Consider the following 16008-nt stretch of genomic DNA (forward strand, 5'->3'; position numbering starts at 1 on the left):
TTCATGTCTAACTGCATTTACGTTACGCTTTAAGTCAGAATACAGGATAAGGAAATGCTAAGAATTAACCGAGAAAATTTGCGAAACAGTCATGAAACGCCTTGGTTAATCTTAGATTTAGTCATGTTAGGTATACTTTTTGTGAACCTAACATGGCTCATTTTCGACGCCTTATACGCCACCGACTTTGTCTATGGTCTATTGGGCACGTATTTTCCCGCTTTTCTTAGTGCTTACGATCCCGTTCACAACAACTTTCTGTTGGTCGACTTGGTGTTTATCGCCATTTTCTTCAGCGAATTTTGCTTCCGGTGGGTTGTAGCTATTGTGCGTAAAGAACATTTACGCTGGTATTTTTTTCCGTTTTTGCATTGGTACGATATCATAGGTCTAATCCCTACTGGACCTACCCGCCTATTTCGTTTCTTGCGCATATTTTCTATTTTGCACCGCCTGCACAAATTCGAAATCATCGACTTAAATCAAACCGCGGTCTTTCGCTTTTTTGCATTTTACTACGATGTATTTGTCGAAGAGTTAAGCGACCGAATTGTTGTAAAAGTGCTCAGCGATGCGCAAAAAGACATCTCAGCAGGTTCGCCTTTATTAGACGATATCAACGCACAGGTACTGGCCCCCCGCCGTCCTGTCATTACCCAATGGATGGCTGGCGTTATCAACCATTTAGGCCAGTCAATTCAAAGCGAAGAGCACGGCGAGGTGATACGGGAGCACGTGCGCAAGAGCGTGGGTAAAGCGGTGAGAAGTAATGCACAAGTTTCTTCCCTGCATTACCTACCTGTTATCGGCAAAACCATTGAAAATACGTTGGAAGAGTCAGTCACCGATATCGTGACCACATCGCTAGTTAATCTGTTAAGCGACTTAGACGCAGAGCGCATCGACCATTTCATTTCAGTCGGCATGCACGACTATACCCCTACCGCCGATGCACTTGATAAAGAAGTACTTAACGTTGTAAACGAATGCTTAGAACTGGTGAAAGCGCACGTTGCACAGCAGCGTTGGAAGTCACATCTCACCGAAAAAGAATCAGCAATCCCCACTGGCAAGCCCGAAATTTAATTAATTTGCAAAGCGGTTGAGTCAAGGTGAACGCTAGCCAGTATTCTGTTCAGCCATTGTTCATACAAATAAGCTAATATAAAGTCCTTATGAATATAATTATAACGATTAGAGGGACTTATGATGAAAATTAAACGCTGCCGAACGTTCAGCCGCTCATTTAACCACGCAATACTAGTAATTTGTATAGCGGCATTTGCTTCAGGCTGTATGGTGATCTTGCCGACCTCTTCTATTTCCACCAACCAAGAACCTGAAAAAATAGTTGAGCGCATTGAATACAATGCAAACCGATGCTGGTCCACACTGCATCAGCCAATCCATAGCGATATAGTCGTAAACACGTACACAATACAAAACGGCTACAAACTCACGGCCAGTCGTAAAGAAGGGAGCACCCCGCAATATCCTTTTTTACACGTCACCGTTACCCACTCAACCTACGGCAGCGAGGTATCTGTTCGAGAAGGTGAGTTTAACTTGGGCACAGACTTAAATTTAAGTGATGATGTAAATCGATGGATAAATGGCGACAATAGCTGCTAAGACTGATAAGGCGTACACACTATTTTTCAGTAGTAGACAGAATAATACTCGTCTCACTATTAAGCACGCCTTTAACGCCGCGCACTTCTTTTAAAATGCCATCTAAGTGCGCGAGACTTTCGGCGGTTATAACAATAAGTAAATCCCAATTTCCGTTTGTAGTATGAAACCGCTCAACACCATTCACCTGCCTAAGCTTACTAATAAGCTGTGTTGTACTAAGCCCTTCAAGCTCGACTGACATAAGAGCTTTTATTTTGTCTGGTTGCAGCTGCTCGTTAACACGAATAGTAAAACCGTCGATCACCCCCGAATTTACTAACCTGTCGATTCGTTTTTGCACCGTATTTCGCGATAACGAGAGTACTTCAGCTAGCACGGTTACAGGTGTTCGCGCATCGCGCTTCAATATATCGAGGAGCTCGCGATCTTTCGCATCTAAATCTACATACATAGCTATTTCCCCAATAGATAAACAAATCGTCGAGTCATTAACTCGTTCTCCAAGACTAATTAGCAAAACGCATAATGATAAAACTATTGAATATTATGCTTAAACTAAATAACAACTTGCAACACCTTGAGCATGGTTAAGTGAATTCGCCAGAGAATAAAATACACGCTCTTTTCAGTGGAAATATTTCAGCTAAGGGCTGTAGGACGTTATATGCAAGCCAGTCACATCAGAAACTCACGATTAACTACACCAAATTCCGTTTTAATGGTACGACCCTGTGCCTTTCGCCCCAACGAACAAACAGCCAAAGACAATAGTTTTCAGAAGCCACTTGTATCGACGGGAAAAAATAGAGCGGAAATATCAAAGAATGCGTGTGCGGAATTTGATGAGATGGTTCGCACTTTACGTATGAACCACATAACGGTAGAGGTGTTTGAAACAGAAGGGGAAAACACGCCCGATGCCGTATTTCCAAATAATTGGTTAAGTACACATCCCAACGGTTTGCTTGTCACCTACCCTATGTACTGTGAAAACCGCCGAGCGGAGCGTCGTGACGATATTGTCAGTTATCTGCAGCAACACTATATCGTACAGCAAGCTAAAGATTTATCTTTCTTTGAAGAAGACGGAGATATTGTTGAAGGTACAGGGGCTATGGTGATCGACCATGTAAACGCGCTAGCCTATGTTTGCCTATCCCAACGAGCCAATAAGAGAGCTGTAATATCGGCGTGTAAAGCTATTGGTTTAACGCCTATATGTTTTAGCGCCTTTGATACTGCTGGTACGGCGATTTACCACACCAACGTAATGATGTGTGTGGGCAGTGATTTTGCCATTGTTGCTACTAGCATGATAGAAGAAAGCGACAAAAATGTGGTGCTTTCAACACTTAAGGAGACAGGTAAAAACGTCATCGAAATTAGCGAAGAACAAGTGAATAGTTTTGCCGGAAACTGCCTAGAGCTTTTGAATAGCAATGGAAAACGTTTATTACTTATATCAGACACTGCTTTTAGTTCAATGAACGAAGAGCAACTAGCTTTACTACCCAGCGATCTTACTTTACTTCCCATCGCAGTGCCGACTATTGAAATGGGAGGAGGCTCCGTTCGCTGCATGGTCGCGGGTATTCACCTTGAGTGTAAAACGATTGGCGCTGAACAAACTACGACTAATAACATCAGCTTTGACACCCGCGTGAGACTAGCAAAAGGTGATGACTTGGAAGGCTTGCTTGCGTTAGCTGAAGCTGCATCGCCAGGTATGACAACCTTCCCACCGGATAGAGCAACGCTTGATAACAAATTAAAGCGTTCCATTAGAGAAGAACAAAAACTTATGCGTCAAGAGCGTCCAGACTACCTTTTGTTTGTATTGGAGGACCTTCGAACTGGCAAGCTTATTGGTACATCTGCAATTTTTGGTGAATTAGGAAAAGAAGACAGTTTTTATAGTTACAAACGAGAAAAAGTCGCACAGCGAAATAAATCACTAGGCGCACACTACACCCATGACATACTGCACCTAAGTCACCATTTTGAGGGGTACGCGGAAGTGGCATCGCTCTACTTACTGCCTGAATACAGAAAACACTTCAACGGAAAACTACTTTCAAAAGTACGCTACCTTTTTATGGGCTTACATCAGCATGTATTTCCAAAGCAGGTCATGGCCGATCTACGAGGCTATGTAAATACGCATGGGGACTCGCCTTTCTGGAATGCCGTCGGACGTCACTTTTTTCCTATGACATACGCTGAAGCGGATTTATATGGCGCCGTAAACGGAAATCAATTTATTGCTGATTTAATGCCTAAACTTCCGCTGTATGTAAATATGTTACCCAAAGAGGCTCAGTTGGCTATTGGTAAACCACATAACGACGGCCAACCCGCTATGGCAATGCTTGAAAAAGAAGGGTTTAAATTCACGAACTACATCGATATTTTTGATGGTGCGCCAAGTATGGAAGCTGAAGTTTTAAGCCTAAAAACTGTCAAATCAACAAAGCAAGTAAGAATAAAAGTTTGCGAAGGTACTAAGCGTGTCACCGAGAGTAAAATGACGCTTGTCGCCACGTTGAGCCAGCCTTTTTATGCAATGATGGCAGAAACCGAAGAACAAGACGAAATAGCTGTTATCTCTCGCAAAACAGCACAAGCATTAAACGTTAGCTCGGGAGATACCATTTTACTTTCAGATGTTTAGCCTCGTGCGTATATCCAAAAACCGCTGTTCAATGACGAAAGCTCGGTGTGCGCTTTGAGCTTAACTAAAAAGAAAGCCCGCAAATGCGGGCCTTCATTCTGTTAAAAAGTATTGGCTGCTAATTACGCTTTGCGCCAGGTAGTACCGCTTGGGCCGTCTTCTAACACTACGCCTTTTGCGTTTAACGCATCGCGCGCGGCATCTGCCGCTGCCCAGTCTTTGGAGGCACGGGCATCGTTACGCTGTTTAATTAACGCTTCAATTTCAGCCGCTTCGTCGTCATTGCCTTCACCGCCTTTCAAGAAGGTGTCTGGATCACTTTGAAGCATACCCAAAATTGCGCCTAGGCCTTTAAGAACAGCAGCCAGTTTACCTGCTTCTTCTACGTTATCTTTTTGGCGGTTAAGCTCACGTGCCACATCGAACAACACCGAAAAGGCTTCAGGTACGTTTAAGTCGTCGTTCATTGCTGCTTCGAAACGCTTCAGATAGCCACCGTAGCTCAGATCAGTGCTTTCATCTACTTCAACACCACGAAGGGCTGTATACAAACGCTCTAGGGCGGCCTTCGCTTGAGTAATATTGTCTTGAGAGTAACTTAACTGGCTACGGTAATGCGCCGACATCAGGAAGAAACGCAATGTTTCTGAGTCGTGCTCTTTAAGCACATCGCGCAAGGTAAAAAAGTTACCCAATGACTTAGACATTTTTTCGTCATTAACCTGTACCATACCCGCGTGCATCCACACGTTTACGTAAGGTGTGTCATACGCACAGCACGACTGAGCCACTTCGTTTTCGTGATGTGGGAACGTTAAATCTGAGCCACCGCCGTGAATATCAAAGTGCGCACCAAGATGCTTATGATTCATTGCAGAACATTCAATGTGCCATCCCGGACGTCCCTCGCCCCATGGCGATTGCCATGCCGGCTCACCAGGCTTGGTGGTTTTCCACAGTACGAAGTCTAGCGGGTCGTCTTTTCCTGCCGCCACTTCAACACGAGCACCCGCTTTAAGCTGATCTAAGTCTTGTTTGCTTAACTTGCCATAATCTTCGTACTTGCTTACGTCGAATAGTACATCGCCGCTTTTAGCTTGATAGGCGTAACCTTTGTCCATGAGTCGCTGGATAATTGCAATGATCTCATCCATATGACCACTTACTGTCGGCTCGACGTCTGGCTCTAGTAAGTTAATCGCCGCAAAGTCTTCGTGCATCATGGCAATAGTGCGTGCAGTTAGCGCCTCAAAGCTTTCACCATTTTCATTGGCGCGAGCAATAATCTTATCGTCGATATCGGTGATATTGCGCACGTACTTCACATCTAAACCAAGGTGGCGCATGTAGCGTACTAAGACATCGAAACTCAGGTAAGTACGGGCATGACCCATATGACTTAGGTCATAAACGGTAATACCACAAACATACAAACCCACTTTCCCTTCTTGAAGCGGTACAAACTTCGCTTTTTCACGGGTTCGGGTGTTGTAAAGATGTAGCATGTCTATATTTCCTATTTGTCATAATTTTTCGGCCGCAAAGTTTAGCACTGTCACGATTTAAATGGTACAAGCCTTTTGCAACGATATGGCTGGGTTTTGCGATAACCGTCTCTTTGCGCTAACGACTCGTTTTGCGCTAAAATGCCGCCACTTTATATGTATGCTAACACACAGGACAAACCACAATGGTTACGTTAAAAACAAATTTCGGTGACATCACCCTAGAGCTTTTTGAAGATAAAGCGCCTAAAACGGTAGCTAACTTCATTTCTTACGTTGAAGACGGTTTTTTTGATAACACTATTTTTCACCGTGTAATCAACAACTTTATGATCCAAGGTGGTGGTTTTACGCCAGATATGGATCAGAAAGACACAAAAGCCCCTATTGAAAACGAAGCGGACAACGGCGTAGCAAACGAAGTGGGTACAATCGCGATGGCGCGTACCCAAGATCCACACTCTGCGACGGCTCAGTTTTTTATTAATGTAAATAACAACGACTTCCTTAACCACTCTAGCAAGTCTGTCAATGGTTGGGGCTACTGTGCATTCGGTAAAGTAACTGAAGGTATGGATGTTGTTGAAAAAATTAAGGCTGTTAAAACCGGTAACAGCGGCTATCACCAGGATGTTCCTGTTGAGCCTGTTATCATTGAAAAAGCGACTATTTCTTAAATAGCCGCTGACATCTATGCTCGAATAGCTGTCTCAATAACGCCTTGGCCAATATGATTTTCAAGACATACTCAAGGCCTTGAGTTAAAAACAAGCCGCGTTACTTTAACGCGGCTTTTTAAACCACAATAAGAAGATTTATGTCGTTCACCTACTTCATTGCCGACTTGCACCTAAGTGCCGACCGCCCTGACATTACAGAATGCTTAATGCGCTTTTTAAAAGAAGACGCGATTAATGCTGATGCACTTTACGTTCTTGGTGACTTGTTTGAAGTTTGGATTGGCGACGACAACGTTAGTCCATTTAACACTGCCATAGCATCAGCTTTCAAGGCAGTGAGTCAGCATTGCCCTATATACTTCATTCACGGTAATCGCGATTTCGCCATACGTGAAAAGTGGCTATCAAAAGCCGGCATGACGTTATTAAACGAACAAGAAGTTGTAGACTTATACGGCACACCTACCCTGCTTACTCATGGTGACGAACTATGCACTCGCGATGTTGCTTATCAAAAGTTTCGCAAGAAATCCCGCGGTTGGTGGTGGCCACGTTTAATGCTTGCGCTTCCTTTATGGTATCGACAGCGTGTTGCCGATAACGGTCGCAAGGAAAGTAAGGCAAAGCAGCAAAATCTTAAGCCAGATATTATGGATGTCACGCCTGAAGAAGTGGTGAAAGTCATGGAAAAATGGGGCGTGCAGCGCATGATACATGGCCACACACACAGGCCCAACATTCATAGCCTTACAGCAAACGGCAAGCCTGCAACTCGTATTGTACTTGGCGATTGGTATGATCAAGGCAGTGTATTGAAGGTTACTGAAAATGATGTGATGCTGCAGAAACATAACTTCAATTAGTCCCCATCATTATTTGTTACAAACTAGCCGAAAGTACATGTGTTAGACGCTGGCTTAATTTTTGTTCTGTGGTATAAAGAATAAAAGCAAGTTAGTCATCATGGACGGTGTAAATGACAGATGTTCTTCTTTCCCCTACAAACTTCTGGTTTAGCATTTCGCTTATAGCCGTTTTCTTTATTTTCATACTAGAACTTGTTAGCACTATTTTTGGTATAAGCCTGTTGGGGTTAGGCGATGATTTTGCAGAGTTTGATGGCGATGGGTTTCTTAATACCTCGTTTGCCAACTGGCTTAATATCAATAAAGTTCCCTTTCTTATTTACCTAGTAGTACTTCTTACTCTATTCGGTTTAGTTGGCTTGATGGTTAACGGCTTAACAGCGAGTGCACTCGGCTATACCTTGCCAGCTTTCCTGTCCGTTCCTCTTGCATTTGTTATTGGCGCATTCGTAACAGCTAAAACCGTAAAGGTAATTTCAGGCTTGTTGCCTAGTGTAGAGTCTAGTGCGGTAAACAGCGATGACTTCATTGGGTCTGTGGCCGAAATCACGATTGGAAAAGCAAGCCGAGGCAACCCAGCTGAAGCAAAGTTTACCGACCATTATTCACAGCCTCATTTTGTGTTAGTAGAACCTTTCGAAGATGAAGAGTTGTTCGCACAGGGAGAGCGCGTCATTTTAGTTCAGAAAAGACAACACAGCTGGTTAGCAACCCGCTACCTATAACCTAAAAGAGATAAAAGTATGGATACAATTCAACCATCTAGCTTGCCGTCAATACTCTTTATTGCCGGTGCTATTGTTGTAGGGCTTATCGTTATTGGCCTTATCTTTGCCAAACTTTACACCCGCGCGACGAAAGAAACAGCGTTCGTAAGAACCGGTTTAGGCGGTGAAAAAGTCATTAAGGACGGTGGCGCTATCGTGCTTCCTGTCGTTCACGAAATCATTCCAGTAAATATGAACACCCTTCGTATAGAAGTGGAAAAAATTCAAAAAGACGCGCTTATTACCAAAGATCGCATGCGTGTTGATGTTAAGGCAGACTTCTATTTACGCGTGGCCCCCAATGCCAATGGCATATCAATGGCTGCGCAAACGCTAGGAACGCGCACCACTCGCGCTGAAGAAGTTAAGAAACTAATGGAGTCTAAGTTTGTTGACGTACTACGTGCCGTAGCTGCTGAAATGAGCATGACCGAAATGCATGAACAGCGTGCTGACTTTGTACAAAAAGTTCAGCAAAGCGTAGCTAACGACCTTGAAAAGAACGGTCTTGAGTTAGAATCGGTAAGCTTGACTGGTTTTGACCAAACCGACCTACAGTTTTTCAATGAGAACAACGCTTTCGATGCAGAGGGGCGAGCACGCTTAACGAAGATCATTGAAGAAAAACGCAAAGAAACCAACGATATTCAACAAGAAAACCGCATTTTCATTGAACAGCGTAATTTGGCTGCTGAGAAACAATCACTAGAGGTGAAACGAGATGAAGAAGAAGCTCGCTTAGCCCAAGAGCAAATTCTTGCCTTTAAACGTCAGGAACAAAAAGCAGAAATTGCTAAGCAGCGCGAAATGAAAGAACGGGAAGAGCGCGAAGCAGAGATTGCTAAAAACCGTGCTATCGAGGCTGCGGAAATTGAAAAATCACGGGAAATTGAAACCCAAGAAATTGCTAAGCGTCAGGCATTAGAGCAAGCGCGCATTCGTCAGCAGCAAGAAGTTGAGGTTTCTGAGCAAATTAAACAAATTGCCGTTGCGACAAAATCTGAGGAAGAGTCGGCCGCGCGTGCTAAAGCTGCTGAAGCGGAAAAAGCTAAAGTGGAAAAAGTGGAAGCAGTAACCACAGCGAAAATGGTGGCAGAAGCTGAGCGTAAGAAGCAAATTGAAGTTATAGACGCGCGTAAAGAGGCAGAGCGTGAGGCTGTGGGCATTACCGTAGAAGCACAAGCTAAGAAAGAAGCAGCTGAAAACTCTGCTGCCGCCATTCTTACGGAAGCTAAGGCTGCTGCCGATGCAAAAATGCTTGAGGCTGAAGCTGATGAGAAAGTGCTTGCTGTTGAAGCACAAGGTAAACAAGCGCTTTATGAGGCTGAAAATACGCTTAAGACCGAGCAAATTGAGCTGCAAAAAGCCCTTGCCATGCTCAAAATATTGCCTGAGCTTGTGGCACACGCCGTTAAGCCACTTGAAAACATAGAAGGTATTAAAATTCTTCAAGGCTACGGCCAAGGGAGTGGCGTGAAAGGCGATCACACCGTTGCTACTGCTGGTAGTGGTTTAGCTGAACAAGTAACGCAAGCCGCACTAAGCTATCGTGCTAACGCCCCACTGGTAGACTCTATGTTGCGTGAAGTGGGCTTGGTCGATGCGGAAAAAGGCACATTAGATGATTTGGTAACAGGCAACAGCGACATACTGACCAAGGCCAATGCCGTAAAACCTAAACCTATTGTGACAGCACCAGAAAACCTAAATGGTAATAAAGCGTCGGAAGAGCTTCCAGCTGATTAATGCTCATTGAGCTAATATTTAGCTAGCTAACACGACACAACATCCTAAGCCCTGTAATTCAACAGGGCTTTTTGTTTTCACTTAATTTATCAACTAATACTCTTAACCGAAGTGGCAAGATTTTGCTTCCCGGGATACAGCGCCTACGGTATGGCTAAAGGAGCCATAGAGGTAATGAGTCGTTACCTGGCTGCAGAGTTAGGAGCCCGTAAAATTAGAGTAAACACCCTGGCTCCAGGTGCCATTGAGACTGACTTTAGCGGTGGCTATGTTCGCGATAATAGCGAAGTCAATAATGCTATAGCCTCTCAGACCGCTTTAGGCCGCGTTGGCCAACCCGAAGATATAGGTGGCGTTATCGCAGCGCTATTAAGTAACGATAGTTATTGGATTAACGGCCAAAGGATTGAGGCATCTGGTGGTATGAAGTTGTAACACCATTAGCATGATGGCGTTGATGTCAGCTTTCACTTATTAACGAAAATGGGTTAAACGCCTTTGCAACCTTTCAAGCTGCAAAGGCGTATCATAAGGAGTAACATACACAGGCAAAGTTGTATTCTCTGCGCTTAAACATTAGGTTTGGACGTGAGGATATTGTTAAGCCTTGAAAATATTATCTGAGATTTAGATATTTTTAAGGAAGAAAGTCGAGGATAAGTGCTATGAAGTCGCTACCCGAAGAACCAGAGAAACCATTAAGAGACGATTGTTGCGGCGGAGGTTCGTGTTGCCCATGTATTTGGGACGTATACTACGAAAAGCTTGCTAAGTGGAAAGAAGCAAAGCGAGAATTTGACGAGTTAGCGAATAATGAGTCATCAGACACAAGATCTCCAGACTAGCGGTCCGTACTCGTATTTAAAAATGCCCTGTTCGCTATTTCCTACTATTGAACAGCCCTCGAACGAGCTATCCTGCCTTAGAACTTGCCTAATTGAAACCGCCGCATGAGCGTTTGACAGTTCCATTTTTTAAACTTCTCATTTACAAATTTCTATTCTACTGCTATTTTATCTTAATCGATTAAGATTTTGATTTTCTGTGAGTCTCAACCAAATTTGGTCAGTCAATAACAGAAGATTAAGAATTAAGCTAAACCCGTTACATGGTTAATTTTGAATCTGCCAGACTGGTCGTGCTTAATTCGTAGTAATGTGTGCTCGCGATACATAAGAGAAGTACGAGCAAGCGCATGCTGAATTTTGGAGAATTATCATGTCTATACGCAATGGCGTTCAACTAATCACCTATGCAGACCGACTAGGCGATGGCAACATCGAGAGTCTAACAAGCATACTTCAGGGCCCGTTAGGTGGCCTGTTTACGGGTGTTCACATCCTTCCTTTTTACTACCCTTACGATGGTGAAGACGCGGGTTTCGATCCTATCGATCATACCTTGGTCGATGAGCGCTTGGGCGATTGGAACAACATCAAAAAGTTTGGCGCATCGGTAGATATCATGGCCGACCTCATTGTTAACCATATGTCGGGGCAAAGTGAAGCGTTCAAAGACGTGCTGAAAAACGGGCGCGAATCGAGTTATTGGCCGCTGTTCTTAACCAAGGAAGATATTTTTAAGGGCAACGATCAAATGCAAATTGACGAACAAATAGCACAAGTGTTCCGCCCTCGACCCACACCGTTTTTCAGCGATTACGAGGTGGGCACAGAGACTGGCAACCCTGAAACCGTGCCGTTCTGGACAACTTTTACCTCTAATCAAATTGATATTGATGTGGAGTCACAGTTAGGCAAAGACTACCTATCTTCTATTCTTCAGTCGTTTACTGAAAGTAATGTTGATCTTATTCGCTTAGATGCGGCGGGCTATGCAATTAAACGCGCAGGTTCGAACTGCTTTATGCTTGAAGAAACCTTCGAATTTATCGAAGAATTATCAAACCGCGCACGTGGTATGGGCATGCAGTGTTTGGTCGAAATACACAGTCACTATCAAACTCAAATTGATATTGCTGCGCGTTGCGACAGTGTTTACGACTTCGCTTTACCTCCGCTTGTACTACACACTTTGTTCTCTAAAAATGCAGAGGCATTGGCATACTGGCTTTCAATTTCGCCACGTAACTGCTTTACCGTGCTAGATACTCACGATGGTATCGGCATTGTTGACGTGGGCGCGAATGGTGACAAGCCTGGTCTTCTTAATGCAGACGCGATCAACGCGCTTGTTGAACAAATACATGTGAACTCTAACGGAGAATCTAAAAAGGCTACAGGAGCCGCGGCGAACAATGTGGACTTGTATCAAGTTAACTGTACGTATTACGATGCATTAGGTAAGGATGATTTCGCCTACTTGGTTGCTCGTGCTATTCAGTTCTTTAGTCCGGGTATTCCTCAAGTCTACTATGGCGGTATGCTTGCTGCACTCAATGATATGGAATTACTTGCTCGGACTAATGTTGGCCGTGATATAAACCGCCCTTACTTAACAACTTCTATGGTTGAACAGGCCGTTGAAAAGCCGGTGGTTAAAGGTTTAATGAAACTGATATCACTTAGAAACGAAAGCGATGCATTCAATGGCGAGTTTGACGTAAATTACAACAATGACGAACTGGTTCTTTCGTGGAAAAAAGATAGCGATACCGCTTCACTAAACGTTAACTTCAGCGCAATGGATGCGACCATCACCACAGTAACCAATGGTGAAGAAAGTGTATTGTCTATTGGCTCATTGCTAGCTTAACATCCGACTGTTTAAAATTTTAGGTTAAAGTCCTTACAGCAAGAAGTAGCGCTTGGCACGTGTTAAGCGCTACTTCAAATGAATATCGTCTCGACTACCTATAGTCGTCATTATATGCCCTGCCCCATTCACACAGTTGCCGTAAGGTGGGCTCTAACGTTCGGCCTAAATCAGTCAAAGAATATTCAACACGAGGTGGCACTTCAGCAAACACTTTCCGGTTAACTAACCCATCGCGTTCTAACTCTCTCAACTGCTGTGTAAGCATTTTTTGGGTAACGCCTTGCAGCCTCCTACGCAATTGACTGAAGCGTAGCGTTTTATGACAGAGATGCCACAAAATAACGCCTTTCCATTTACCACCGATAATCTCAAGCGATACCGCTACACCGCAAATGTATTGTTTAGGGTCGTTTGAGCTTTCACTAGCGCACTGTTTTGCATTCGCGGCGTTACCTTCGACTTTAGTAATCATATCGCACGGCTCTGTTTCTACACTTTTCAAATTTGTACCCATTTCGCCCTCTCAGCTCAATCAAGCAAAAGATACTGCTTCAATATCAGCTCGCCTTTTGCAAAAGCACACAAGCAAAAAGCTAAATATAACTCCAATAGTATCTTTTAGGGTACTACCATACTAAAAAGTGCATACTTGCACAAAGTTTATATATAGTCACAATGAGCAGTGTAAATTTTCGACCAACGGAGACAGGTATGACATCGTTTAAGGCTTTGCTTGTAGAAAAACAGGAAGACAAATCATTTACTCGTTCCATCACGGAGCGTTCACTCGATGATTTGCCAGACGGCACGCTGCTCATCAAGGTTGAGTATTCATCACTTAACTATAAAGATGCCTTGTCTGCGACAGGTAACCCTGGTGTCAGCAGTAATTTTCCCCATACCCCTGGCATCGATGCAGCGGGCACTGTGGTATCGTGTGGTGACAATCGCTTTAAAGAAGGAGACGAAGTTATTGTCACCGGATTTGACCTCGGCATGAACACCGCTGGAGGCTTTGGCGAATACATCAGAATTCCAAGTGAATGGGCGGTAGCTAAGCCAAATGGACTTACGTTGAGAGAGTCAATGATCATTGGTACCGCAGGTTTTACTGCAGGACTATCGGTACAAGGCTTGGTTGAACACGGCGTGACTCCTGACAAAGGCGATATTCTAGTCACTGGCGCTACAGGAGGCGTGGGCTCTGTCGCTGTTGCCCTGTTGGCCAAAGCTGGCTTTTCGGTTGTGGCATGCACTGGAAAAAAAGAGCATGAGTCATTTTTAAAGACACTTGGCGCAAGCAAAGTGATAACTCGCGACGAACTATTAGAAAACAAAGAACGCCCCATGCTTAAGGAGCAATTCGCTGGCGCCGTTGATACAGTAGGCGGAGAGTATCTAGCACAGGCAATCAAAGCTACGCAATATGGCCGCGCGGTGACGTGCTGCGGTCTTACGGCTGCTGCAGATCTTAACGTGAGCGTATTTCCATTTATCTTGCGAGGCGTTTCATTGCTTGGAATCGACTCTGTGCAGTGTCCAATGCCTCCCCGTTTGAGGTTGTGGGACAAGCTTGCTAGTGAATGGAAGCTAAACTGCCTTGATGACCTTACCGAGGAAGTGACCCTTGATGCGGTAAATGAAAAAATAGACGTAATCTTAAAAGGGCAGATTTCTGGCCGTACTTTGGTTAATGTTCAAGGCTAAGCACATAAAAAGAAGGCACCTTAATAAGGTGCCTTCGGTTTATCTGGCTCGCCCCTACGAGTGACTAGTTCCCGTCGTTACTCATTTTTTTAGACAAGTGAATGGTATTACGGAATATAACCTTAAGCACGCTTTCTTTAGAAGCCCTCTAGCACTAACTTACCTATAGCACGCCCTTCTTCTAAAATTTTGTGAGCCTCGATTAAGTTAGCCGCATTTATTTTACCTAAATGCTTGCCTACAGTAGTCTTAATTTTACCGTCGTCGATAAGCGATGCTACATGAGTAAGTAAGCGGCTTTGCTCTGCCATATCGTCGGTTTCAAACATTGAGCGCGTAAACATGAACTCCCAATGAAGTGACAAGCTCTTCTGCTTAAGCTTGGCTACGTCAAGACTTTCTGGGTCGTCAATTAGCGCTAGTTTGCCCTTCGGCTTCATAACTTCAACAAAGCTTTCAATGTACTGGTGCGTATTATTTAAACTTGCGACATGAGTCACTTCACCAATGTTTAAGGCCTTGATTTGCTCAGCCATAGGCTTGCTATGATCCACTACGTAGTCGGCACCTAACTCCTGAACCCAGCTTTTTGAGCTTTCGCGCGAGGCAGTGGCGATCACGGTAGCCCCCGTTAGTACTTTAAGCAATTGCAGCATAATAGAACCCACGCCACCAGCTGCGCCTACCACAAGCACAACCTCATCGCTCTTTTCACTTTGTTGCCTTAGAGCAAGATGATCAAACAGCAATTCGTACGCTGTGATTGTGGTTAGAGGAAGTGCCGCAGCATCGCTGTCTGACAGAGACTTAGGCGCTTTACCGACAATACGTTCATCAACTAATTGAAACTCTGCGTTTGAGCCGGCTCTGGTAAGGTCGCCAGCGTAGTAAACTCTGTCACCAACTGCGAACTCGGTAACATCAGCGCCTATATCAACGATTTCACCTACTGCATCCCACCCCAGAATTTTGGGATCACCTCCATTAGGATTAACGCGATGACGAATTTTATAATCCACCGGGTTGACTGCTATCGCACTTATTTTTACAAGTAAATCTCGACCCGACGCGCTGGGCTTTTCGATGTCAATATCCACCAGTGCATTAGGCTCATTAATACCAAGTGAGTGGGTATAACCAATAGCTTTCATCATTTGTCTCTCCTTTGAGTAATATCATCATCATACTCTTGATTAAATTTGGATAAACAGCACAATAAAAGAAACATTATCAAATAGTTTTTGAAAGCCATGTTACTCGACGACTTGAATGTAGTAATAAAAGTTGCTGAATTTAGAAACATTACTGCAGCAGCGACACATTTGAATATGCGTACAGCAACCGCAAGCGCTGCGGTCAAACGCGTAGAACAGGCCCTTGGTGCCGAATTATTTGTTCGTACTACACGCTCACTACGCCTGTCGTCTGCGGGTGAAAGGTTTTTGCCAACGTGCCAAGAAGCCATGTCAATGCTGGCTAATGCCAAGCAGAACTTAAAGGGCGATACAGGCGTGATTGAGGGCGAGCTTAGGTTAGGTTTATCGTCTGATTTAGGCCGAAATGTGATTGCGCCGTGGCTAGATGACTTTATGGATTTACATGACAAAATAACCGTAGAGACTGTAACTAATTTTGTGTAACTGCCTATCTCAATTTACTCTATAGAGAGTTAAGGATAGGCAGATGAACATGAATAAGAAAGAGCTTGAAGCT

At 44.1% G+C, this 16008-nt stretch carries 14 protein-coding genes and 2 pseudogenes; 12 read left to right on the forward strand and 4 right to left on the reverse strand.

Features of this window, described 5'->3' with window-relative positions:
- Positions 1–54: 54 nt before the first annotated feature.
- Together MHM99_RS16920 and MHM99_RS16925 are read left to right on the forward strand one after the other, a co-directional pair.
- Positions 55–1086 carry a hypothetical protein gene (locus MHM99_RS16920; protein WP_014976870.1) on the forward strand — a complete coding sequence of 344 codons (1032 nt, stop codon included), beginning with the start codon at positions 55–57 and terminating at the stop codon, positions 1084–1086.
- Positions 1087–1206: 120 nt separating this feature from the next.
- The gene (locus tag MHM99_RS16925) at positions 1207–1632 is read left to right on the forward strand and encodes a halomucin (protein WP_231513084.1); all 426 of its coding nucleotides are present in this window, start codon (positions 1207–1209) and stop codon (positions 1630–1632) included.
- A gap of 19 nt (positions 1633–1651) precedes the next feature.
- Here the strand turns inward: MHM99_RS16925 and MHM99_RS16930 are convergent, their stop codons facing one another.
- Entirely contained in the window at positions 1652–2086 is a 435-nt protein-coding gene (locus tag MHM99_RS16930) for an Lrp/AsnC family transcriptional regulator (protein ID WP_014949919.1), read from the reverse strand.
- A 213-nt stretch (positions 2087–2299) separates the two neighbouring features.
- Between MHM99_RS16930 and MHM99_RS16935 the strand changes: the two genes are divergently transcribed.
- Positions 2300–4306 (forward strand): arginine N-succinyltransferase, encoded by a 2007-nt coding sequence (locus tag MHM99_RS16935; protein WP_239220212.1) that lies wholly within the window; start codon positions 2300–2302, stop codon positions 4304–4306.
- Between the two features lie 122 nt (positions 4307–4428).
- Here the strand turns inward: MHM99_RS16935 and cysS are convergent, their stop codons facing one another.
- Complete coding sequence (gene cysS / locus MHM99_RS16940; protein ID WP_049586879.1) at positions 4429–5811, reverse strand: cysteine--tRNA ligase; 1383 nt, start codon at positions 5809–5811, stop codon at positions 4429–4431.
- A 185-nt stretch (positions 5812–5996) separates the two neighbouring features.
- Here cysS and MHM99_RS16945 point away from each other — a divergent pair, with 185 nt between their 5' ends.
- The 7 genes and pseudogenes from MHM99_RS16945 (at position 5997) to gtfA (ending at position 12585) form a co-directional block, all read left to right on the forward strand.
- Entirely contained in the window at positions 5997–6488 is a 492-nt protein-coding gene (locus MHM99_RS16945) for a peptidylprolyl isomerase (protein ID WP_049586878.1), read from the forward strand.
- 140 nt (positions 6489–6628) lie between these two features.
- Positions 6629–7354, forward strand: coding sequence for a UDP-2,3-diacylglucosamine diphosphatase (gene lpxH / locus MHM99_RS16950; RefSeq protein ID WP_049586877.1), 726 nt, complete (start codon positions 6629–6631; stop codon positions 7352–7354).
- Positions 7355–7467: 113 nt separating this feature from the next.
- Complete coding sequence (locus MHM99_RS16955) at positions 7468–8082, forward strand: OB-fold-containig protein (protein WP_049586876.1); 615 nt, start codon at positions 7468–7470, stop codon at positions 8080–8082.
- An 18-nt stretch (positions 8083–8100) separates the two neighbouring features.
- On the forward strand, positions 8101–9870 hold the full coding sequence (locus MHM99_RS16960; protein ID WP_049586875.1) for a flotillin domain-containing protein: 1770 nt from the start codon (positions 8101–8103) through the stop codon (positions 9868–9870).
- Between the two features lie 99 nt (positions 9871–9969).
- Positions 9970–10305 (forward strand): annotated as a pseudogene (locus MHM99_RS16965) (SDR family oxidoreductase); the annotation flags it as partial.
- Between the two features lie 230 nt (positions 10306–10535).
- The gene (locus MHM99_RS16970; protein ID WP_014949928.1) at positions 10536–10715 is read left to right on the forward strand and encodes an oxidoreductase-like domain-containing protein; all 180 of its coding nucleotides are present in this window, start codon (positions 10536–10538) and stop codon (positions 10713–10715) included.
- A gap of 373 nt (positions 10716–11088) precedes the next feature.
- Positions 11089–12585, forward strand: coding sequence for a sucrose phosphorylase (gene gtfA / locus MHM99_RS16975; RefSeq protein ID WP_239220213.1), 1497 nt, complete (start codon positions 11089–11091; stop codon positions 12583–12585).
- A 94-nt stretch (positions 12586–12679) separates the two neighbouring features.
- Here the strand turns inward: gtfA and MHM99_RS16980 are convergent, their stop codons facing one another.
- Entirely contained in the window at positions 12680–13060 is a 381-nt protein-coding gene (locus MHM99_RS16980; protein ID WP_231514360.1) for a helix-turn-helix domain-containing protein, read from the reverse strand.
- A 239-nt stretch (positions 13061–13299) separates the two neighbouring features.
- Between MHM99_RS16980 and MHM99_RS16985 the strand changes: the two genes are divergently transcribed.
- Positions 13300–14295, forward strand: coding sequence for a YhdH/YhfP family quinone oxidoreductase (locus MHM99_RS16985; protein ID WP_239220214.1), 996 nt, complete (start codon positions 13300–13302; stop codon positions 14293–14295).
- A gap of 137 nt (positions 14296–14432) precedes the next feature.
- On the opposite strand, the gene MHM99_RS16990 is transcribed toward MHM99_RS16985, so the two are convergent.
- Positions 14433–15446 (reverse strand): zinc-binding alcohol dehydrogenase family protein, encoded by a 1014-nt coding sequence (locus MHM99_RS16990; protein WP_014979659.1) that lies wholly within the window; start codon positions 15444–15446, stop codon positions 14433–14435.
- Positions 15447–15545: 99 nt separating this feature from the next.
- Here MHM99_RS16990 and MHM99_RS21265 point away from each other — a divergent pair.
- A pseudogene (locus MHM99_RS21265) lies at positions 15546–15914 on the forward strand (LysR family transcriptional regulator); the annotation flags it as partial.
- Positions 15915–16008: the final 94 nt, after the last annotated feature.

The sequence above is a fragment of the Alteromonas sp. MmMcT2-2 genome, assembly GCF_022348305.1.
GTDB lineage: Bacteria > Pseudomonadota > Gammaproteobacteria > Enterobacterales > Alteromonadaceae > Alteromonas > Alteromonas macleodii.

Excerpts from the sequence above, each read along its gene's own strand:
- MHM99_RS16920 (WP_014976870.1), top strand. The coding sequence starts at position 55 with ATGCTAAGAATTAACCGAGAAAATTTGCGAAACAGTCATGAAACGCCT.
- MHM99_RS16925 (WP_231513084.1), top strand. The coding sequence starts at position 1,207 with ATGATGAAAATTAAACGCTGCCGAACGTTCAGCCGCTCATTTAACCAC.
- MHM99_RS16930 (WP_014949919.1), bottom strand. The coding sequence starts at position 2,086 with ATGTATGTAGATTTAGATGCGAAAGATCGCGAGCTCCTCGATATATTG.
- MHM99_RS16935 (WP_239220212.1), top strand. The coding sequence starts at position 2,300 with ATGCAAGCCAGTCACATCAGAAACTCACGATTAACTACACCAAATTCC.
- cysS (WP_049586879.1), bottom strand. The coding sequence starts at position 5,811 with ATGCTACATCTTTACAACACCCGAACCCGTGAAAAAGCGAAGTTTGTA.
- MHM99_RS16945 (WP_049586878.1), top strand. The coding sequence starts at position 5,997 with ATGGTTACGTTAAAAACAAATTTCGGTGACATCACCCTAGAGCTTTTT.
- lpxH (WP_049586877.1), top strand. The coding sequence starts at position 6,629 with ATGTCGTTCACCTACTTCATTGCCGACTTGCACCTAAGTGCCGACCGC.
- MHM99_RS16955 (WP_049586876.1), top strand. The coding sequence starts at position 7,468 with ATGACAGATGTTCTTCTTTCCCCTACAAACTTCTGGTTTAGCATTTCG.
- MHM99_RS16960 (WP_049586875.1), top strand. The coding sequence starts at position 8,101 with ATGGATACAATTCAACCATCTAGCTTGCCGTCAATACTCTTTATTGCC.
- MHM99_RS16970 (WP_014949928.1), top strand. The coding sequence starts at position 10,536 with ATGAAGTCGCTACCCGAAGAACCAGAGAAACCATTAAGAGACGATTGT.
- gtfA (WP_239220213.1), top strand. The coding sequence starts at position 11,089 with ATGTCTATACGCAATGGCGTTCAACTAATCACCTATGCAGACCGACTA.
- MHM99_RS16980 (WP_231514360.1), bottom strand. The coding sequence starts at position 13,060 with ATGATTACTAAAGTCGAAGGTAACGCCGCGAATGCAAAACAGTGCGCT.
- MHM99_RS16985 (WP_239220214.1), top strand. The coding sequence starts at position 13,300 with ATGACATCGTTTAAGGCTTTGCTTGTAGAAAAACAGGAAGACAAATCA.
- MHM99_RS16990 (WP_014979659.1), bottom strand. The coding sequence starts at position 15,446 with ATGAAAGCTATTGGTTATACCCACTCACTTGGTATTAATGAGCCTAAT.